At 36.7% G+C, this 20788-nt stretch carries 23 protein-coding genes; 8 read left to right on the plus strand and 15 right to left on the minus strand.

Going from position 1 to position 20788, the window contains the following annotated elements:
• The first annotated feature begins 11 nt into the window (after positions 1-11).
• Entirely contained in the window at positions 12-1607 is a 1596-nt protein-coding gene (gene nadB / locus H9Q20_RS07190; RefSeq protein ID WP_124640232.1) for an L-aspartate oxidase, read from the plus strand.
• Between the two features lie 107 nt (positions 1608-1714).
• Here nadB and H9Q20_RS07195 read toward each other — a convergent pair whose 3' ends face one another.
• The 4 genes from H9Q20_RS07195 to H9Q20_RS07210 all read right to left on the minus strand — a co-directional run bounded on the left by H9Q20_RS07195 (position 1715) and on the right by H9Q20_RS07210 (position 4416).
• On the minus strand, positions 1715-2587 hold the full coding sequence (locus H9Q20_RS07195; RefSeq protein WP_124640230.1) for a GLPGLI family protein: 873 nt from the start codon (positions 2585-2587) through the stop codon (positions 1715-1717).
• Between the two features lie 5 nt (positions 2588-2592).
• On the minus strand, positions 2593-2988 hold the full coding sequence (locus H9Q20_RS07200) for a hypothetical protein (RefSeq protein WP_124640228.1): 396 nt from the start codon (positions 2986-2988) through the stop codon (positions 2593-2595).
• Complete coding sequence (locus H9Q20_RS07205) at positions 2985-4091, minus strand: hypothetical protein (RefSeq protein ID WP_124640226.1); 1107 nt, start codon at positions 4089-4091, stop codon at positions 2985-2987. The genes H9Q20_RS07200 and H9Q20_RS07205 overlap by 4 nt, the downstream gene beginning before the upstream one ends.
• Before the next feature lie 73 nt (positions 4092-4164).
• On the minus strand, positions 4165-4416 hold the full coding sequence (locus H9Q20_RS07210; RefSeq protein WP_124640225.1) for a hypothetical protein: 252 nt from the start codon (positions 4414-4416) through the stop codon (positions 4165-4167).
• Positions 4417-4547: 131 nt separating this feature from the next.
• Here H9Q20_RS07210 and H9Q20_RS07215 point away from each other — a divergent pair, with 131 nt between their 5' ends.
• From H9Q20_RS07215 to H9Q20_RS07225, 3 genes are all read left to right on the plus strand, one after another.
• Positions 4548-4874 carry a helix-turn-helix domain-containing protein gene (locus H9Q20_RS07215; RefSeq protein ID WP_124643247.1) on the plus strand — a complete coding sequence of 109 codons (327 nt, stop codon included), beginning with the start codon at positions 4548-4550 and terminating at the stop codon, positions 4872-4874.
• Between the two features lie 159 nt (positions 4875-5033).
• Positions 5034-5339, plus strand: a complete 306-nt coding sequence (locus H9Q20_RS07220; protein ID WP_187477381.1) for a thioredoxin family protein — start codon at positions 5034-5036, stop codon at positions 5337-5339.
• A gap of 95 nt (positions 5340-5434) precedes the next feature.
• On the plus strand, positions 5435-6172 hold the full coding sequence (locus H9Q20_RS07225) for a hypothetical protein (protein ID WP_187477382.1): 738 nt from the start codon (positions 5435-5437) through the stop codon (positions 6170-6172).
• A gap of 209 nt (positions 6173-6381) precedes the next feature.
• Here H9Q20_RS07225 and H9Q20_RS07230 read toward each other — a convergent pair whose 3' ends face one another.
• From H9Q20_RS07230 to rsfS, 5 genes are all read right to left on the minus strand, one after another.
• Positions 6382-7035: a phosphatidylserine decarboxylase family protein gene (locus tag H9Q20_RS07230; protein ID WP_124643253.1), complete on the minus strand. Its 654-nt coding sequence runs from the start codon at positions 7033-7035 to the stop codon at positions 6382-6384.
• A gap of 73 nt (positions 7036-7108) precedes the next feature.
• Entirely contained in the window at positions 7109-7984 is an 876-nt protein-coding gene (locus H9Q20_RS07235; RefSeq protein WP_124643255.1) for a phosphatidate cytidylyltransferase, read from the minus strand.
• Positions 7985-8022: 38 nt separating this feature from the next.
• The gene (locus tag H9Q20_RS07240) at positions 8023-8604 is read right to left on the minus strand and encodes an LUD domain-containing protein (protein ID WP_187477383.1); all 582 of its coding nucleotides are present in this window, start codon (positions 8602-8604) and stop codon (positions 8023-8025) included.
• A 141-nt stretch (positions 8605-8745) separates the two neighbouring features.
• Positions 8746-10755, minus strand: a complete 2010-nt coding sequence (ftsH, locus tag H9Q20_RS07245; RefSeq protein ID WP_187477384.1) for an ATP-dependent zinc metalloprotease FtsH — start codon at positions 10753-10755, stop codon at positions 8746-8748.
• A gap of 29 nt (positions 10756-10784) precedes the next feature.
• Positions 10785-11147, minus strand: coding sequence for a ribosome silencing factor (gene rsfS / locus H9Q20_RS07250; RefSeq protein WP_124643260.1), 363 nt, complete (start codon positions 11145-11147; stop codon positions 10785-10787).
• An 88-nt stretch (positions 11148-11235) separates the two neighbouring features.
• Between rsfS and H9Q20_RS07255 the strand changes: the two genes are divergently transcribed.
• Complete coding sequence (locus tag H9Q20_RS07255; RefSeq protein WP_187477385.1) at positions 11236-11949, plus strand: biotin--[acetyl-CoA-carboxylase] ligase; 714 nt, start codon at positions 11236-11238, stop codon at positions 11947-11949.
• On the opposite strand, the gene H9Q20_RS07260 is transcribed toward H9Q20_RS07255, so the two are convergent.
• Genes H9Q20_RS07260 through H9Q20_RS07275 form a run of 4 tightly spaced genes read right to left on the minus strand, consistent with a single transcriptional unit; the run spans position 11943 to position 15279 of the window.
• Complete coding sequence (locus H9Q20_RS07260) at positions 11943-13037, minus strand: LptF/LptG family permease (protein ID WP_124642877.1); 1095 nt, start codon at positions 13035-13037, stop codon at positions 11943-11945. The two genes, H9Q20_RS07255 and H9Q20_RS07260, sit on opposite strands and share 7 nt — an antisense overlap.
• Positions 13038-13052: 15 nt before the next feature.
• Positions 13053-14189, minus strand: coding sequence for a tRNA guanosine(34) transglycosylase Tgt (gene tgt, locus H9Q20_RS07265; protein WP_124642875.1), 1137 nt, complete (start codon positions 14187-14189; stop codon positions 13053-13055).
• On the minus strand, positions 14189-14566 hold the full coding sequence (locus H9Q20_RS07270) for a DUF4296 domain-containing protein (protein WP_124642873.1): 378 nt from the start codon (positions 14564-14566) through the stop codon (positions 14189-14191). The genes tgt and H9Q20_RS07270 overlap by 1 nt, the downstream gene beginning before the upstream one ends.
• The gene (locus tag H9Q20_RS07275; protein WP_187477386.1) at positions 14563-15279 is read right to left on the minus strand and encodes a polyprenol monophosphomannose synthase; all 717 of its coding nucleotides are present in this window, start codon (positions 15277-15279) and stop codon (positions 14563-14565) included. The genes H9Q20_RS07270 and H9Q20_RS07275 overlap by 4 nt, the downstream gene beginning before the upstream one ends.
• 81 nt (positions 15280-15360) lie before the next feature.
• Here H9Q20_RS07275 and H9Q20_RS07280 point away from each other — a divergent pair, with 81 nt between their 5' ends.
• Positions 15361-16029 carry a DUF4271 domain-containing protein gene (locus H9Q20_RS07280; protein ID WP_262385471.1) on the plus strand — a complete coding sequence of 223 codons (669 nt, stop codon included), beginning with the start codon at positions 15361-15363 and terminating at the stop codon, positions 16027-16029.
• 24 nt (positions 16030-16053) lie between these two features.
• Positions 16054-16794 (plus strand): uroporphyrinogen-III synthase, encoded by a 741-nt coding sequence (locus H9Q20_RS07285; protein ID WP_124642869.1) that lies wholly within the window; start codon positions 16054-16056, stop codon positions 16792-16794.
• A gap of 77 nt (positions 16795-16871) precedes the next feature.
• On the opposite strand, the gene H9Q20_RS07290 is transcribed toward H9Q20_RS07285, so the two are convergent.
• Both H9Q20_RS07290 and H9Q20_RS07295 read right to left on the minus strand, forming a co-directional pair.
• A complete protein-coding gene (locus tag H9Q20_RS07290; RefSeq protein ID WP_187477387.1) occupies positions 16872-17501 on the minus strand; it encodes an NAD(P)H-dependent oxidoreductase in 630 nt (209 codons plus the stop codon).
• 58 nt (positions 17502-17559) lie between these two features.
• Positions 17560-17964, minus strand: coding sequence for a DUF2062 domain-containing protein (locus tag H9Q20_RS07295; protein WP_187477388.1), 405 nt, complete (start codon positions 17962-17964; stop codon positions 17560-17562).
• A 212-nt stretch (positions 17965-18176) separates the two neighbouring features.
• Between H9Q20_RS07295 and topA the strand changes: the two genes are divergently transcribed.
• Positions 18177-20642: a type I DNA topoisomerase gene (gene topA, locus H9Q20_RS07300; RefSeq protein ID WP_187477389.1), complete on the plus strand. Its 2466-nt coding sequence runs from the start codon at positions 18177-18179 to the stop codon at positions 20640-20642.
• Positions 20643-20788: the final 146 nt, after the last annotated feature.

A 20788-nucleotide genomic window follows, 5' to 3' on the forward strand; every position in this document is an offset into this window, starting at 1 on the left:
CAAAATTATTTATGATAAAAGCAGATGTACTCGTAATCGGTTCTGGGATTTCAGGTCTTTCGTATGCCATAAAAATTGCGGAAAAAATGCCGGAAGCACACATCATTATCGTAACCAAATCCGATGAAGACGAAAGCAATACCAAATATGCACAAGGCGGATTGGCGGTAGTGACCGATTTTGATAACGATAATTTTGAAAAGCATATCGAAGATACCATGCGTGCCGGAGACGGAGAAAACAACCGTGCCGTGGTCGAAATGGTCATCAAAGAAGGCCCTGCCCGTTTCCAAGAATTGGTGGATTGGGGTACCCGATTCGATATGGATCAGGACAGCCATTATAAGTTGGGCAGAGAAGGTGGACATACAGAAAATAGAATTGTTCACCACAAAGACATCACCGGTTTCGAAATAGAAAGAGCTTTGCTTGCCACCATCAACCGATCCAAAAATATTGAAATTCTGGACCACCATTATGTCATCGATTTACTTACCGAACACCATGTTCCCGGGAAAACTTTTGATGATAGAGAAATCAATTGCTACGGTGCTTACATCTTGGATGAAAGAAATAAAAAAATAAAGAAAATTACTGCCAAAATAACATTAGTAGCAACGGGCGGTGCCGGTCATGTGTACAAAAATACCACCAACCCGATTATTGCCACCGGCGATGGTATTGCCTTTGTCCACAGAGCAAGAGGCAAGGTGAGCAACATGCAGTATTTGCAATTTCACCCAACAGCCATGTATTCTAAACACGATGGCATGTTGTTTTTGATCTCGGAAGCGGTGCGTGGCGACGGCGCAAAACTCCGTACAAAAGACGGAAAACCCTTCATGCAAAAATACGACGAAAGGCAAGAGTTGGCTTCCAGAGATATTGTAGCACGAGCCATTGACAACGAACTGAAAATTTCCGGTGACGAGTATGTTGGTTTGGATTGTCGTGAAATGAATCAAGAAAAATTCACAGAACACTTTCCCAATATTTACAAAAAATGCATGTCCGAAGGGGTGGATCCTTTCCAACAACTGATCCCCGTTGTTCCGGCCTGCCATTACCTGATGGGCGGGATAGAAGTGGATATGGACGGACAAAGTTCCATAAAAAATCTATTTGCCGTGGGCGAGTGTACCAATTCCGGATTGCACGGAGCCAATCGCTTGGCATCCAATTCTTTGTTGGAAGGTTTGGTTTTTGGACATAAGGCAGCGGTGAAAACTGTGGAATTGTTACAGGAAAACGACTTCAATTTCAACGACCTGAAAGCCATCCCCGAATGGAATGAAGAAGGCATGAAAATGATGGACGAAATGGTGATGGTCTCCTATCTAAGAAAACAATTGCAAGAAATGATGAGCGATTTGGTAGGGATAGTCCGTAGCAACTCCCGATTGGAATTGGCAAAGAAAAAACAATTCGAAATATACGAAGCCGTGAACGAGCTGTACAACTATTCCATCATGTCGCCACAACTTTCAGAACTTAGAAATTTGGTTAATATTTCTTATTTGATCATTAAGCAATCTCTGCAAATGAAGGAAAATAAAGGCGCTTTTTACAATAAAGACCTTACCGATCAAGCATTGATAAAAAAATAGTGGCAATATTGTCCACTATTTTTTTTGGAATGGTTATATTTGAAAATGGCTCAGATTGTAAAATTCAAGCCAAATTTAATAGCAGACACACTTCATGTATTGGGTTGTTATTGATTGGTGATTTCAATAGGATTTTCATTTGTGTGAAGGGCTTTAATCCTAAGTTCCTCATCTCTTATTAATTGTTGAAGCGTGGTTTCTGTACCTGGAACTTTATTGTTTAACATTTCTTTGGTCAATTGGCTTTTCATCATGGCAAATGGGTTTTGCGCATATTGAGAAATAGCTTTAGCAAATTTTATTTTTGGGACTGTTTTATAATTTCCTTTATCGATTTTTTTTAATTTTTCAATTTCAGAAAACTCTTGATAATTGGTAATTTTGTAGTTTCCAACAAGTTGCCAAATAAAATTTTTGGAGTTGTCTTCTATCTTAACGATTAATCCAGGCAAACCATGAAACTTGTAAGGGCCATCGCTAATTGGGATTTGATTGGTAAACCAAGCTATCCATTTTCTGCCTCCGAAGGTTAGGGTAGCCTTCTGACAATCATAATTGTTAATGTTTTCTTTAGAATTTTCGATTTTCCAGTCTAGATTTACAATTTCATTATAAGTTAAATATACTGGTAAAGTGCCACTTTCTAAAACTTCTATGAATGAAATTTCTTGGGAAGGCAATTTTTTAATCACCTTGTAAGATATTTTAGGGTTTTTTATTTTCTTTAATATCTCAGTAAAATTATTGGTCTCTTTTGCATTCTCAATTTTTATTTTCATTATGGAATCTTGAGAGGCATAAGTATAATCTTTATAAGTTGATTGTTTATCCAAAACATCGAGTACTGTTAATACATTCTCTAATTCTCTTGCATTTTTCTTTTGTTTGAATTTTAATTCATAAAAAAAACGATTGGCATTGGTTTGAGATAAAGCCAAATTAGAAAGAAAAAGGATTAATAAAATTGTTGTTTTTCGCATTTTATTTATAAATTGTTAATTTTCATTAGATTGTTTTTTACCAATTTGTACATCGATGGATATTCTACCATTATTCCAGAGTTTAATTGATTGTTAATGGTTGCATCTTCTATAAAATGATATTTTTCTAAGGGTATTTTTAGCGAATTACATTTTTTTATTAAAGCAGTTCTATAGCGAGTAGAAATCCAAAATTCATTTTTAGTAAAATGTTGACTTTGTCTATTGAGTTCTTTTAGTTTTTCTGTACAGGCAATACATTCTGAAGATAAAACCAATATGATTATTTGTTTCTTATTGTTTTGTTTGCTTTGTGTTTTTAGAAAAGACACTGTATGCGTGGTTTCTTTATAACACCCTAATAGCAGAAATAGAGAAACAATAAAGATTTTTTTTTTCATTTAAAACTCATTTTATTAAAATCAAAAGGGATTGCAGTGTCTATATTTACATTGTTTATTGGGTTGATGTAGGTGTTGTCATAAAAAGTTTCATTTTTAATACCATTATTTAGCCCTCTATATTGGTAGTTGTTTTCATAATAATGAAAATAGTATTTTCCATTATTTTTTTGATTAATAATCATCACATCATCTCTATCAATAAAAAATTTATAGGCTTTACTTTTTTCGTCAATGCTTGTATTTTGTGTGTTTTTTTTAGATTTTGAAAGCTTAAATATCCCCTCATAAATTCCAAAATCATCGGTATCAATTATTAAACTACCATTGTACAATCTATTTTCCTCTTTTTTTGGACTGAATTTTAGAATGTATTTTCCATCTATTTTCCAAATTTTGAAATCATACTTTTGGAATTCTCGTATTAAATTTAGAATTTGTATTTGTACTCTTGCAAAATGGATGAGAAAAACGGTATCATCAGCACCTCGTAATGGTATAAATTCTTCATCTTTGTACAGTATTTTTCTCTTTACTTTACCTGTGTCATTAAAAGCGGTGTTAGTGTAACTCACAAAATTAGGGTCGATATAGAAATTGTTTTTACTTTCCACAAACAATTCTTTTCCTTTTTGAAAAAAGATATTGTCAATGGTATAATAAGTTTTTTCTTTTGTGGCTAAAGACATTTTTAATGCATATTTTCTAACAGGCACATTCAAAGTTGTATCTCTTACCACCATGAAAACTTTGTTAAGTATTTGTTGGACATCAAACTTATCACTTTTAATCACGACCTCTTCTATTTTTGAGGTTCGGATGGAATCCATTTTTAGCTCTAAAGGTATGTTTTTGAATATGAAAACAGGATTGTCCAAACCATTTTTTATAAAATATACAGAATCGTTCGGACTCATATTGCCAATAACTGCTTTTCCTAAGGCATTAGTTTCTCCTATTTTCTTTTTTTGTGTATAGATTCCAACTTGAGATATTGCTTGTTTTTTCGCATCAACTATTGTAATGTTTTTGTCTTGAGCGTTAAATATTACAGTTGAAAAAATACATACAAAACACCAAATATTTTTTAAATTTCCTATCATTTCTTTGCTTTTTTAAATGCTAAAAGTTGCCCAAAAATATGGACAACTTATGCTCTAACGAAGAACTTTAACTTTAATTAACATTATAGTCTTGTGGTGGTGTAATTGTTTCTTTTACCCTACCAGTACAGTTTCTTATTTCAGTTCGTAGATATTGACCATTATCGTCCAATATATCGACAGTTACAGAACCAGTCCAAAAAGTAAGCCCTAATATACCCCATTCAACACAAGTATTTTTTGTTTGAATTTCTTTGTTTGCACTAACTAATTGTGGGGTAATTAGGGATAAAACCATAATTGAAGTAAATAATTTCTTTTTCATAGTATTTCTTTTAATTAATTTTGCAAAGTTGTAATTTGTTTTCAAAATTCACTATATCACACAGAATAAAATATATTTGTTAGAATAAAATATTCTTTTATTTCTTTTACCTTTGTAAAAATCAAAATAATATGAAAATTAAAACTGAAATGTTAAGAGAAGCAAGGAGGAAAAAAGATTACTCACAAGAATATATTGCACATTTACTAGATATTTCCCAATCTCATTATTCTAAAATAGAAAATGGAGATACACATATGGATATTATAAAACTTGGAAAACTGTTTGATATACTTGATCTTAATCCATTGGAAAGTATAGAATTCTCTGATAAACAACAAATATTCATTAATTCAGCAATGTCCGGTAATTATTATAATAACAATTGCTTTAATACATTTGATGAAGTAAGTATAAGAAAAATCATTACTGAAGAACTGTCCAAAATGAATCCGTAATTTTTAAACAAACTTAAGTAGTGTGCAATAAGAAAGGTGCTTTTTTCAATAAAGACCTTACCGATCAAGCGTTGATAAAAAATTAGTGGCAATATTGTCCACTATTTTTTTTGGAACGGTTTTGGTCATTTAGCTCAGACCAACTACAAAAACAAAAGTATGTCACAAAAATTTCAAGAACTCATCAACTCGGAAAGACCGGTCCTTATCGATTTTTTTGCCACTTGGTGCCAACCTTGCAAAGTGCAATCTTCCGTTCTTAATTCGGTAAAGGAAAACATCGGAACCTCAGCAAGAATCGTGAAAATTGACATTGACCAATTTCCGCAAATTGCAGCAGACAATGGTGTGCGAGGCGTACCAACATTAGCCGTCTTCAAAAACGGTCAACTCCTATGGAAAGCCAGCGGTGTACACGATGTACAAACTCTGACCCAATTGTTGGAAAAATTCAGTAACGAATAACATTCAACCCAAATCATCTTCATGTCTAAGAATTTCTCGTTTCACAAAGACGGGAAATTCGTATTTTAAAACTTATTTTTGCAAAAATTTCATTCATGATACAAAGCAACAAGCCCAGTTTAGACCTTATATTCAGGCAGGCTCTTACCTATTGGAAAAGAACCTTGGTTTATCAACTACTCTTCAGTCTTATTTTTATCTCAGTACTTTTTTCTGTGGTGTACTACGCCGCCAACCAATTTGGGATCTACGATCAGTACATCACCATTTTACAGAAAAATTCCAGAGACATGACTTCTCTTCAAAAAGACATTCAAGATCTCACAAAATCATCCAATTACATGAGCTTTTCTTGGGTCATGATCGCCACCATGGTATTTCTATTCCCTCTGAATATCGGGTTTTTCAAATTGTACAAAAAAATGGACCTCAATGAAGAAATTCGTTTTCAAGATTTCTTTTCCGGATATTCAGGCATCAATTTCTTCATCTACATCAGCTATTATTTGTTCTGGTTTATGGTGTATTCTTACACCATGCCTACCATCATTTTCGGGATTTTATGGGTGATGATTACCCTTTTCACCACACCCTTGATGTTCTTCGACAATAAGAAAATTTTTGAAACACTTTCGCTGAATTTTCAAGCCATGAAGCAACATTTTTTAGTCATTTTCGTGGGAGTTATTTCGGCATTTTTCATCAAATATTCGGGTTTTTTAATTTTCGGATTTGGGATTTTATTCACCTATCCTTTTTTCAACGCCATGATCTATGCCTTGTACAAAAATATTTTTGTAGAATCCAAAACAAGCTCACAAACTCAATCATAAATCGAGCATCATAAGGCGACAATCTGTTTTTTTAGGAGCTATTTCCCGCTTTCTGTTGCAATCTTTTGTTCGTGCCTCACAAAAGGATTTCCACGACAATCGGGGCTATGCGGGATTCGTGTGCAAAAGTTTGATGCGAGATACAAAACAAAAAAAATCGGACTAAAGAAATTCTTTATTCCGATTTTTTATATGCATTTATTTTATTTTTAAGCTTTCAGTTCGGCAATTACATCCAGACCGCCAGTAGTTACATCGCCAATCTTGCATTTTACTTCCGTATTCAACGGCAAGAAAACATCCATTCTGGATCCAAACTTGATGAATCCGAATTCGTGTCCGGCTTTTGCAGCGTCGCCCTCGTTGCAATAAAAAACAATTCTTCTGGCTACATATCCTGCAATTTGCCGGAACAATACTTTGTGTTCAAAAGCCGTTTCTACCGCCACAGAAGTTCTTTCGTTCAGTTCAGAAGATTTTTCGTGCCAAGCCACCAAATATTTTCCAGGATGGTATTTTTTATAGATCACCTTTCCGGTAACCGGATATCTGCAGATGTGAACATTCAAAGGGGACATGAAAATTGAAATTTGAAGGCATTTTTCTTTTAAAAATTCATTTTCTTCTACTTCTTTTATCATCACCACTTTCCCATCAACAGGAGCAATAACGGCAGAGGTATGTTCCAAAATGGTTCTGTTGGGTACTCGGAAAAACCAAAATACCAAACCGTATAATATGAGTAAAGGTACGATAACAATGACCGAATATGCGCCCATGAAGTAAGCAGCAGGGATACCAAGGATTAGGATGGCCAAGGTGGCTACAACAAGGGTACCTTTGGATTCTTTATGAAGTTTCATAGTTGATTGGTTTTTATTTTTTTTATTAAGGCCTTAATTTCGAATATCGACCGGCAAAAATACAAAGTTTTTTTTAGAATAGCCTTTCAAGGATAAAATAGAGGTAAATGACAGGAACACAGATGATAAAGCTATCCAAACGGTCCAAGACGCCTCCATGTCCGGGGATGATGTTTCCGCTGTCTTTAACACCAAAGGATCTTTTCAGCTGGCTTTCCACCAAGTCGCCCAAAGGAGCAAAGGTCGCCACTAAAAAACCGACTACCATCCAGTTTCCTCGAAGTTCCGGAAAATATTTCTCTATGAAAAACCCCAATATGAGTGTTAAAACGACTCCTCCGGCAAAGCCTTCCCAAGTTTTTTTTGGAGAAATCTTCGGTGCCATTTTGTGTTTCCCAAACAAGCGACCACTGAAATATGCAAAGGAATCCGAACTCCAAATTAATACGAAGAGCATGAAAACTTCCGATGTGAAGGATAAGCTTTCTCTGGAATTGTATTTGGGTAAGCCCAATGCCAAACCGAAAGGAATGGCTAAATAGACCACTGTGAATATCAGTTTCCCGTTATCAAAATACAACTCTTTACTGAAACGGAATAAAGTAACAATTGCAATCACCAATAGGAACAGCGCCAACAATTCCGATGCATTGGGATCGAAAAAAAAGGTCTGGTTGAAGAATTTTTTAGAAAATCGATAAAAAATTAATCCAACAATGGGATAGGTGATCCATTGTTCCCAACCTTTAGGATCGAATTTCATAATTCGAATGCATTCCCAAGTGCCTACCAATAAAAGGAACGAGATGAGGCCGTAGTACAGATATTGTTGTTGTACAGCCGGGAAAATAGGTTGGATGATTTTTTCACCCATGGTTGTGGTGCACAAGAATATAATCAACCCATAAAAAAAACCGGAAATGAGCCGTTGTATAAGATTTTTATCCAAAATGTTAAGTTTAATGGTTTAGTAAATGCGACCTATAATTAATCTTCCAGCAAGAGCAAAAATAATTTGGTATTTTTAGGAGTACTGGATCCCAGGCTGGATTGGTTGCCAGAAATGGAAGTCAGGTTTTTGATGTTTCCACTTCTTTTTATTTTCGTCATGGCATCGGTCAGATTGCTAACAATTTGTGATACATTGGCCATGATGATGATGGTTTCGGGGAGTCGAGTAGAGTCGTAATGTTGGATGTTGTTGTAGGAGAGTACAATTTTTCCATCGTACGCAATCAGATATTCGCAAGTGATGAAGGCTGCGGTATTGGTGCTTCTAAGGTCTTTTGTGTAGGGTACATTGATGACATTTAGGAAGTTTACCAAGTCTTCGTCCCAACAATACAAGGAGTCTAATCCTTCAATTTTAATGATTTGATTTAGAGTTTGTAAAGCCTCGGCTTCGTCCGAGCAATAATTGAAAAAACCACCGGAATGCGTGAACAATTGAGCAAATTTATAATCCAAATCAGCATTTTTCAACTGATCTCCTAATTTAACCAAATTCTGCTCCTTTTCCTCGTCAGGTTGGTTCATTAATTTGTTTACAAGTTTTTTTAAGAAGCTCAATGTAGGTTGCGTTTTTTTTGATATATACAAAAATAGAAAATAATTTGTAATACCATCTTTTTCAGAACGAAAAAAGTACAATTTCTTGTTTGAAATTGTACTTTTTTCTTTTTTTATGTGTTTCGCTTTAACTTAGTTTTATTAAGTGTTGGGCAATACATCTTTTTCGGTTTCTTCGTTGCTGTTCTCAGCGACTTCAACTTTGTTTTCGTCTTGTACCTCTGCTTCTGCAATGCTGGTTAGCGGTTTCTCTGTAAGTTCGGGATCCCAAGCTCTTTTGCCAAAAATTTCTTCCAGATCTTCACGGAAAATAACTTCCTTTTCTAAAAGTTTAGCCGAAAGTGCATGCAATTTATCAGCGTGTTCGGTTAAGATGTTCAGTGCTCTTTGGTATTGATTTTCAATAATTTCTTTTATTTCTGCATCAATTTTTTTAGCAGTGTCTTCAGAATAAGGTTTGCTGAAGCTGTATTCGGATTGTCCTGAACTGTCATAGTAAGAAATGTTTCCGATGTTTTCACTCAATCCATAAATCGTAACCATGGCTTGTGCTTGTTTGGTCACTTTTTCCAAATCGGATAGGGCTCCTGTGGAGATGTTTCCAAAAATGGTTTGCTCGGCAGCTCTTCCTCCTAGGGTTGCACATATCTCGTCCAGCATCTGCTCGGTAGTGGTCAGTTGTCTTTCTTCCGGCAGGTACCAAGCAGCACCTAAGGATCGACCTCTAGGTACGATGGTTACTTTTAACAGTGGTGCAGCATGTTCTACCAACCAAGAGATGGTGGCATGTCCTGCTTCGTGATATGCGACTCTTTTCTTTTCTGATGGTTTGATGGCTTTGTTTTTCTTTTCTAAACCACCAATAATTCTATCCACGGCATCCAAGAAATCTTGTTTGGTTACATTTTCTCTGCTGTTTCTAGCTGCAACCAAAGCGGCTTCATTACAAACATTGGCAATGTCTGCACCTGAGAAACCAGGGGTTTGTTTTGCTAAAAATTCTTTGTCCACATCGGCATTCAACTTGATTTTAGCCAAATGAACTTCGAAAATTTCTTTTCTTTCGTGCAGTTCTGGTAAATCTACATAGATGGATCTGTCGAAACGACCGGCTCTAAGCAATGCTTTGTCCAAAATGTCGGCTCTGTTGGTTGCAGCCATGATGATGACATTGGTGTCGGTACCAAAACCGTCCATTTCTGTCAACAATTGATTCAGAGTATTTTCTCTTTCGTCGTTTCCTCCGGTGATGTTTTTCCCGCCTCTGGCTCTACCAATTGCATCAATCTCGTCTATGAAGATGATTGCCGGGGATTTTGCTTTGGCTTGGGCAAATAAATCTCTAACTCTAGAGGCACCAACACCAACAAACATTTCTACAAAATCCGACCCAGAAAGTGAGAAGAAAGGAACTTTTGCCTCACCAGCAACGGCTTTTGCCAATAAAGTTTTACCGGTTCCTGGAGGGCCAACCAACAATACACCTTTAGGGATCTTACCGCCTAAACGGGTGTATTTTTCAGAATTTTTCAAGAAATCTACCACTTCTTGTACTTCTTCTTTAGCGCCTTCCAAACCTGCAACATCCTTGAAGGTTACTTGGATTTTATCTTTATCGTCAAACAATTTTGCTCTGGATTTTCCAATGCTAAAAATTTGACCACCTGCTCCACCTGGACCGCCCATTCTTCTGAAGAAAATGTAGTATATAAGGAACATGATCCCGAACCAAATAGCAGCTTGGATCAAAATGCCTTGCATTTCTGTGCCTTTTTCGCTCAGTTCCATTTGGGTCTTTACATTGGGATTTTCTTTTTTAAAGGCATCAAATTTTTGTTGGAAATATTGTAAATCTCCATATCTGAAAGAAAAATCCGGCTTAGGAGCCATGTCCATTCCAGGCAATAGGCTTGGATTGTTTACTTTTTTTACGGTTTGAGTTTTAGCTTCTTTGGTTAAGAAAACTTCGGCTTCTTTGGCATCGGTATAGGTAATTACTTGCTTTACCTTGCCTTGCTTCATCAGATCAAAAAAGCCTTCTTCGTTGATGGTTTTCGCTTCGGATTGCCCCATGAAATCTTTTCCAAAGAACAGGAAAAGTACTGCAACAATGGCAATTGGAAAAAACCAATTGAATCCTTTATTATTCATTTTTATGTTTTAAAAAAAATAAAGATTAATTATTCTTCTATTCTTGTGATTTCTGCGTCGCCCCAAAGCTCTTCGATATCGTAATATTCTCGAATGTGCTTTTGGAAGACATGTACAACTACAGATACATAATCTACCAAGACCCAAGTTGCAGTTTCAGTGCCTTCTACATGCCAGGGTCTTTCTTTCAGTTCGTTTCGTACTTTTTTCTCGATGTTTCCTGCGATAGCAGAAACTTGTGTGTTGGAATTGGCACTACAGATGATGAATGCATCAGCAACTGAATTTTCAATTTTTGAAAGGTTAAAAAGTAGGATGTCTTCTCCTTTTGTATCTTGAATGGCTTCGATGATTTTATCGACCAACGCTTGTTTTTCTAGAGTTTTAATCATTAAAAAAAATTATATAATTTGCAAATTTATTGTTTTTTCTTTACTTAAGCTTTATTTTTAGGGCTTCAAACTCTTAAAGTTTTCTTAAATGAACCCTCTCATCCAACTTGATCAATGCGAATCAACACAAAATGAAATCCTTAATTACCTTCCAGTTCATCCTGATGGCATATTGGCCGTCTTTACCGATAAGCAAACTAAAGGTCGGGGACAATATGGTAACCAATGGGATTCTGGTGAAGGAATGAACATGGCATATAGCATTGCAGTAAGGTGTCAAGATTATAAAGCTTCTGCTTTGTCATTCAATTTTCATACCGCAGTTTTATGCAGGTATTTTCTTGACAAATTGACGGATGCAAAGGTGAAAATAAAATGGCCGAACGACATCATCATCAACAATAAAAAAGTCGCCGGTCTTTTGGTTGAAAAAATGAAATGCCAAGGTGTTGAGTATTATGTCTTCGGGATTGGGCTGAACCTGTTGCAGGTTGATTTTCTTGGTCTTAGTTCCGCGGGATCCGTGTTGTCACAAACAGGGATTCGTTTCAGGGTTGATGATTTTGCAAAAGAATTTCACGATTTTCTTTGTGGAAATGTCTTACAATGTGATGAGGCTGAAGTTCTTGAATTGTACAATCTGAACCTGTTTAGAAAAAATGAAATTTCTGTTTTCGAAATCAAGGGTATGCGACAAAATGGCATAATTCGTTTGGTCGATGTACAAGGTTTTCTCCATGTCGAATTGGAAAATGAAGGCTTGAAAACTTTTACCTATAAAGAATTGAAATTGCTTTATTGATTGGCTCGTTTCAAATATAAAAGTAAAGCCAGCGGTGCAAAAACGATGTTGGGTAACCACATGGCTAAAAGTGGAGGTAAAGTTTTGTTTTCGGAAACGACTTTCAAAGCTTCGAATGAAAATACAAAGACAAAAGCCAAGGCGATACCGATGGCAAGGTTCATGCCGAGACCTCCTCTTTTCTTTTGAGAGGAAAGGGACAGTGCTAAAAATGTTAAAATAACAACCGATGCCGGCATGGAAGTTCTTTGGTAGAGCTCGTTCAGATATGTGTTTAGGTTACCGTTGCCTTTTTCTTTTTCTCTTTTAATGAATTTGAGTAGTTCCGGAGTGGTTTTGTTTTGTCCTAAAAGTTGATCGGGGAAGAGCTCTTCTGGTGGATGTCCAAAACTGATTTCTTTGATGTTTCCTTCGGATAATTTTTCGGAATCGTCCTTGTTGACCGTCTTTTCCTGATAATTGCTCATCGAGAAAACTTTTTTGTTTGCGTCCCAATTGGCTTCTGCAGCGGTCAATTGATAAAGCATCTTTTTGTCTTTGTTAAATTTCTGATAGCTTAATCCAGTCCCTCTTTTTTCTTTTTTATTGTAGCTGGCAAAGAAAACATATTCGTTCAGGTTGATCTGTGCCGAAACGGGGCTGCTTCCTAGAGTCTTTTCTTTGTTGGCTTCGTTGTAGGTGTAGGCTTCTAATGCATTTTTTTTGATATTGGCCCAAGGCAATACAAAATGATTGATGATCAAACAAAGAAAAGCAATAAACAAGGAAGTGTATAAATACGGTTTTGCAAATCTATGAAAACTGGTCCCGCTGCTGATAATGGCAACAATCTCGGTGTTGTTTGCCATTTTAGAAGTGAAAAAAATAACCGAAATAAAAATCAAAATGGACATAAAAGTCATGATGAGATAGATGATCCAAAACGGATAATAATGCGTCAAAAAATAGGTAACGGTATATCCGCTTCGTTCTATCCTTGGCGATTTTTCTTGTACATCGATGACCAAAACCACTATGGATAATAGCAACAGCATGAAACCAAAAGTTCCAAGATATTTTTTGATGATATAGCGGTCAATTATTTTCACAATCAGAAAGTTTTTTTAGAGTCTTTGTTTTAAGATTGGGACAATGCTGTCCTTCCATTGGTAGAAGTCTCCAGCCATGATGTGTTCTCGAGCGACTTTTACCAAATCCAAATAGAAAGCAAGGTTGTGGATGGATGTAATTTGTTTGGCCAAATATTCTTTAGAAACAAAAAGATGTCTGACATACGCTTTGGAGTATTCTTTGTCCACGAAACTGGTCCCGAATTCATCCAGCGGTGAGAAGTCCTTTTTCCATTTTTCATTTTTCATATTCATAACGCCTTGCCAAGTGAATATCATGGCGTTTCTGGCATTTCTGGTTGGCATCACACAGTCCATCATATCGATTCCCAATCCGATGCTTTCCAAAATATTCCACGGAGTACCCACACCCATCAGGTATCTTGGTTTTTCCTTAGGGAGGATATCGGTAACTTCGTTGGTTATTCTGTACATTTCTTCTTCTGGTTCGCCAACAGAAAGTCCACCTATGGCATTTCCTTCTGCGTTTTGTTCGGCGATGAATTCGGCCGAAATTTTTCTAAGATCGGAAAAGGTAGATCCTTGCACGATAGGGAATAGGCGTTGTTTGTGTTCGTAGATTTCAGGGTTTTCTTCCGTCCACTTGATGCATCTTTTTAACCATCGATGGGTCATTTCCATCGATTCTTTTGCTTGGTTGTACTCGCACGGGTAGGGTGTGCATTCGTCAAAGGCCATAAAGATATCGCCGCCGATTTGTCTTTGGATTTCCATGGATTTTTCGGGCGAAATAAAATGGTAACTTCCATCGATGTGCGATTTGAATTTTACCCCTTCCTCAGTCATTTTTCTGGTGTTGGAAAGAGAGAATACCTGAAAGCCTCCGGAGTCGGTCAGGATCGGTAAGTCCCAATTCATAAATTTATGCAACCCGCCGGCTTCTTCCATAATGTTCATGGTAGGCCTTAGGTACAGGTGATAGGTATTGCCTAAAATAATTTGAGCTTTTATATCTTCTTTCAGTTCTCTTTGGTGAACGGTTTTTACCGATGCTACAGTGCCAACAGGCATAAAAATAGGAGTCTGTATGCTGCCGTGATCGGTGGTGATCAGTCCGGCTCTGGCTTTGCTCTCGGTATTTTTTTCTATTTCAAAAAAATTCTGCTTCATTATTGCAAGGTCTGTTTCTGGGTCGTGATGTTCTTGTTTCTTTCCATAGCTTCCAAAATGTATTTTTTGGATTTTGGATCTTTTTCTAAAATGATATCTTGTGCATCTTGATAGATGTCTTGTATGTCGTTGTTCAGGATATAATATTCATAACTGTCGGTAAAATCCTTTCCTTTTATCTTATGTTTTTGCAAGATGTAACGAACGCCGTTTTCCATGTTTCCACTCGGGTTGATGTAATTGGTTTGGTCGTTCAACGCCATTTCTACCAAAAGTTGGGTCATTTCGTCTTTAGAAATTAAATTTTTTGGTTTTTCTAAAATAGAATTGCACGAAAATATACTTGTGAAAACTAAAAGTAAAGCCCAGTTTTTCATAACTTTCCGAATAGGGATTTTAATTTTAAATTGAGGACTCCAAATACGGCTTCACCAATGATGCCCCCGTTCATTTTGCTTTCACCCAAAATTCTGTTGGTGAAAATGATGGGGACTTCTACAATTTTGAATTTCTTTTTGTAAGTTCTGAATTTTATCTCAACCTGAAAGCCGTAGCCTTTAAGTTTGATGTTGTCCAGGCCAATTTCTTCTAGGACTTTTCTGGAGAAACATACAAATCCTGCCGTGGTATCGTGTACCGGAATGCCCAAAATGAAACGAACATATTTTGATGCAAAATAGGATAGGAGTACCCTTCCCATGGGCCAGTTAACCACATTGACACCTGTGGAATATCGCGATCCTACTGCCATGTCGGCTTTTGTACACGCTTCGAAAAGTTTAGGGAGGTCCTTCGGGTTGTGCGAAAAGTCGGCATCCATTTCGAAAATATAGTCGTAGTCGTTTTGCAAAGCCCATTGGAAGCCGTGGATGTAGGCTTTTCCAAGTCCGTCCTTATTTTTTCTTACAGAAAGATGTAAGAAGTGAGGGTGGTCTTTTTGGATTGTTTTTACAATATCGGCAGTTCCGTCCGGCGATGAGTCGTCCACAACCAAGATGTGGAAGTCTTGGTTAAGGCCAAGTACTGCGGAGATGATGGGTTCGATATTCTCCTTTTCGTTGTAGGTGGGTATGATGACTAGTTTCTTCATTTTCGACTGCAAAGATAGGTATTTCTCTTTTTTAGATTAAAAGAGATTGAAATATTCTCTACTTTTGCAAAAACTGCGCCGTTGTATATTACTTTTAGTACCATTAATTACATCCGTTGGACGGAAAATAACGATTGGGTAATCGCCTCTATTCTCATAGGCTTGTTTGCTTATGTTTTCATGTTGCTTTCTCTGAATAGGGAGTCCAGTTTAAAGGATTTTATTCTTCATCCCATTTCGGAAGGAGCCAATTTGTTGGCCAATTGGGTTATTGTTTCTATGGTGTTTGTCTTGGTTATGGCCGTATTACTTTCACAATATATACCTGTTGTGCCAAAAACAATTTCGCAATATCATCTTTTTGGGTGGGAACTGAATAAATGGGGATTTACATTGCTTGCAATTACACTTTTTTATGTGTCAAAGTCACTGGTCTCTTATCTTTTTTATATGAGCATTAATGAGGGCGATCGCTGGACTAGACTGGTTTTTGTGTCCACCAAGTTTTATTTTATTCTTTCTTTAATGATCATGATAATTAATATTGTGCATTATTATTTTGGTATAGATCATGGCATAGTATTGCGATATTATTGGTTTTTCGCGGTGTTTGTTTTTGTATTTAAGCTATTTTTCTATGGTTTTAATAAAAATTCAATATTGCCTGAAGATTGGTACTATAAAATTTTGTATATTTGCACACTTCAAATTATCCCTATTGGGGTGCTTTGGAGATTGTTGTTTTTATAAGAAGAATTTACTATAAATAGTGTGATGAAAATTAAGTCCATTTTGGTTTCGCAACCTAAACCAAGCGAATCCTCTCCATATTTGGAGATTGCAAAAAAGGAAAAAATCAATATCGAGTTTAGACCTTTTATTCATGTAGAAGGTGTTGATGCAAAAGAGTTAAGAGCTCAAAAAATTGATCTTTCTCAGTTCACAGGCGTGGTCCTAACCAGTAAAAATGCTGTGGATCATTATTTCCGTTTGGCTGAAGAAATGCGCTTTTCTGTGCCGGATACCATGAGGTACATTTGTCAGTCCGAAGCAATTGCCAATTATTTGCAAAAGCATGTTGTTTACAGAAAAAGAAAGATCTCTTTTGGCGAGAAAACTTTTGCCGATCTTGCTCCTTTGTTTAAAAAATATCCGGACGAGAAATATCTTTTGCCTTCTGCAGATGTGCTAAGTGAAAGCATCTCTTCGGTTTTGGATAAATCTGGAATTGACTGGACTCGTGCGATTATGTACAGAACGGTAAGTTCGGATTTGAATGATATCAAGATCAATGATTTTGATATGTTGGTGTTTTTTAGTCCACAAGAAATTAAATCTTTGCAACATAATTTTAAAAATTTCAAGCAAGACAATATGAAAATTTGTGTCTTCGGAGCCAATACCCAAAAGGCTTTGGAAGATGTCGGTTTCCGTGTGGATGTTATGGCGCCAACCAAAGAAACGCCAAGCATGACCATGGCTATAGAAAAGTACATCAGAGAAATGAATAAATAATTCTTTTCCGATTGCATTATACACAAAAAAAACATCTTTCAAGTCGAAAGATGTTTTTTGTTTTAATGAAGGTAGGTTTAGATGAAGTTGAACATCTCGTCGTCGTTTTTTCTTACTTTCTTCATGTGCTGAAAATCATCATCCAAAGACCTGAAGCCCAAAGACAAAGTAACGGTTATTTTCTCATGATCGGTATCGATGTCTAATAAATCCTCCAATATTTCTTGTCGGAAACCTTCCATGGGGCAAGTGTCTACACCTTCTAAGGCGGCAGCAAACATTAAATTGCTTAATAATATATAACCTTGTTTTTCGTTCCAATTCATGATTTCAGCCGAACTGTTGTTCTCAATATGCGTATGGATGCTTTTTCTGAACGACTCCAATTGTTGAAGTGGAGTTTTTCTGATTTCGTTGATCTGTCTAAAGTATCCGTTGATGTACTGCTCATCAATTCCCTTTTTACTTACGATAACCAAAAGATGAGAGCAGGTCGAAATTTGAGAAGGGTTGTAAAATGCAGGGACGAGTTTTGATTTCGCTTCGGAACTTTCAACCACGATAACCCTGTACGGTTGCAGTCCTAATGAACTTGCTGAGAGCTTCCCGGCCTGTAAAATGTTCTCGACATGTTCTTTGGGAATGATCTTGTTTGGGTCAAATTTTTTAACAGAATATCGCTGTTGTAGTGCTTCTAAATAGTTCATTCTACAAAGTTAAAATTTTGAAAAGAACCAAACAACCAATCGTAGTTATTTAGTCTAACTATCGATTTGTTTTTTTTGATTTGTATTCTAAGATGAAATACGAAGAAAAACCTCCTACAACGGCAAGTCCGATTCCTAAAAGGCTGGTCCCAATTATATATTGATAGAGGTGTTCTTTAAAAAAAGAAAGAGAAAATTCGTTCCCACCATCCAAAGTTGGGCGATCCACGAAAGGAGATCCGATCAAAAGTGCTGCGGCAACAATAAAGGGGAAAAGTGGCGGTATGGAAATTCTGGTGAATAAAAATGATATGACCTTGTTGAGCCTAAAAACGCTGGCCAAAAATATAACAATAAAAGTATGAAACCCATAGAATGGCGTTACACCAACCAAAAGTCCGCACGAGATGGACAAGGCTTTGGTTTTGTTGCTGCCTCCGCTTTCCAAGATATTTTCAGTCAAAAAACGCTTCCACCCTTTGATGCGGAAGTATCTGTAAAGTATTCGTGGATAGTGTAATGCTCTTTTTATAACGGAATTTTATTTTGAAACGGCAAAAATAGACTTTTATTTTTAGGTTAAAAGCGCAAGATTGCTTATTCCTATTTTTTTAAAAAATAAGCTTAAAATTTGTGTATCAAAAAAAACATCTACTTTTGCAAAAATTTTGAAGCATGTCTAAAAATTTAGTAATCGTAGAGTCCCCGGCAAAAGCAAAAACCATCCAAAAGTTTTTAGGATCTGATTTTGAAGTAAAATCCAGCTTTGGACACATACGAGATTTACCAAAAAAAGGAATGGGTATAGACCTGTCTTCTTTCTCTCCAGATTATGAAGTCTCAACCGATAAAAAAAAGTTGGTGGCCGAACTAAAGGCCGCTGCGAAAAAAGCAGAAATGGTTTGGTTGGCTTCCGATGAAGACCGCGAAGGAGAAGCTATTGCATGGCATTTGGCTCAAGAGCTGAAATTGAAACCGGAAAATACCAAAAGAATCGTTTTTCATGAGATTACAAAAAATGCAATCCTAAAAGCGGTTGAAAATCCTAGAGATATAGATCAGAATCTTGTTAATGCTCAACAAGCCAGAAGGGTGTTGGACAGGATAGTTGGTTTTGAAATGTCACCTGTGCTTTGGAAAAAAGTTAAAACGGGACTGTCTGCAGGTAGGGTTCAGTCCGTGGCTGTTCGATTGATTGTGGAAAGAGAGCAGGAAATCCGACAATTCAAGCCTACGGCTTCATATAAGGTGGATGGTGTTTTTCAAAATGCTGAGAAAAAGGAACTTGCAGCTAAACTGAAAAAAGATTTCAAAACTGAAAAGGAAGCTGAAGATTTTTTAAACCTATCAAAAAATACAGAATTTAAAGTTCAAAATGTCGAATTGAAACCCGGAACGAGAACGGCGTCGGCTCCTTTTACGACATCCACGCTTCAGCAAGAGGCTTCTAACCGATTGGGTTATGGCGTGACAACCACAATGAGGGTGGCTCAGAGGTTGTACGAAGAGGGGTTCATTACTTATATGAGAACGGACTCGGTCAACCTTTCAAAAGATGCGATAGATGCGGCAAAATCTCATATTGTATCGGAGTTTGGCGAAAAATATTCTAAACCTAGAAATTATACCACCAAATCGGCAGCAGCACAAGAAGCTCACGAAGCGATTAGGCCAACTGATTTTTCAGTAAAGTCTATTGGTGATGTGCAGCTGAACAAGTTGTATCAACTGATCTACAAAAGAACTTTGGCATCGCAAATGTCCAATGCCGAAATCGAAAAAACGGTCATTGAAATAGGGAATCCTACATTGCCACAGAGTTTTGAAGCTCAAGGAGAGGTGATTGTTTTTGACGGTTTTCTAAAGGTATATGGCGTTACAAAAAATGAAGGTGAAGAGGAGGAAAGCAACGATAAACTTTTGCCTAAAGTGACTGTGGGAGAGGTTTTGGAATATAAAAAAATTACAGCCACCGAAAAATTTACCAAGCCATCGGCTCGATATACCGAAGCGGGATTGGTGAAGAAATTAGAGGAATTGGGTATTGGTCGTCCTTCTACCTATGCGCCTACCATTCAGACGATACAAAATCGAGAATATGTGGACAAGCGTGAGTTGGTTCCGCAGGAAAGAGAAATTGTAAAGATGACTCTTGGTAAAAAGGAATTGAAGAAGGAAATAATTGTAGATAAATTTGGGGGAGACAAAAATAAATTTGTCCCAACCGATATTGGTGAAGTGGTGAATGACTTTCTTATTTCCAATTTTAATGAGGTTTTGGATTATGGATTTACCGCAAAAGTTGAACAGGATTTTGACCATATTGCCAGTGGAGCTGAGGAGTGGAAGCAGGTGTTGAAAGGGTTTTATGATAATTTCCACCCCATTATCCAGGATGTAGAAGAGCATGCAGATCGTGCAACCGGTGAGCGAAAACTGGGCATTGATCCCAAAACGGGGAAGAATGTCTATGCGAGAATTGGCCGATATGGTCCCATGATACAAATTGGTGAAATAGATGATGAGGAAAAACCATCTTTTGCATCGTTGCTAACCACTCAAAATATTGCAACCATAACATTCGAGGAAGCTTTGGACTTGTTTAAGATTCCTTTTGATTTGCAAGAATACGATGGGAAAGCAGTGTCTGTTGGTGTTGGTCGTTACGGGCCGTATGTGAAATGGGGCGACGCCTTTATTTCTATTGGTCGTGCAACAGATCCTTTTTCGGTGACACAAGAAATTGCGGAAAATTTCATAAAAGAAAAACAAAAAGCCGATGCTCCGGTTGCAAGTTACAAAGGCGAGCCTGTTACAAAAGGATCCGGAAGGTTTGGTCCGTTTATTAAGTACAAAGATTTGTATGTAAATGTCCCTAAGAAATACGATTTCGAGAATCTTACGGTAGATGAAATGCATGAGCTGATAGCCGCAAAAATTGAAAAAGAAAACAACCGATACATCCAACAATGGGAAAAAGAAAAGATTTCTATTGAAAACGGAAGATGGGGACCTTTTATTAAAGCAGGTAAAAAGATGATCAAAATCCCTAAAAAGGACGATGGTGAAAAATACATTGCTGAAGAATTAAAAGAGGTGAGTCTAGAGGTTGTGAAAAAATGGATTGAAGCCGGAAAATAAAAAGTATTATAAAAAGCCACTTGAGAGTAATTTTCAAGTGGCTTTTTTTATCTAAATAAGTGGTGCTTTTTTATCTGTTTTAAGGATTGGTTCATTTTTCAATTGGATTGATATGGATGAAATCAATTAAAAAAATCAAAGTTGTT

Source organism: Amniculibacterium sp. G2-70 (assembly GCF_014353055.1).
In the GTDB taxonomy this organism is placed as follows: Bacteria; Bacteroidota; Bacteroidia; order Flavobacteriales; family Weeksellaceae; genus Amniculibacterium; species Amniculibacterium aquaticum.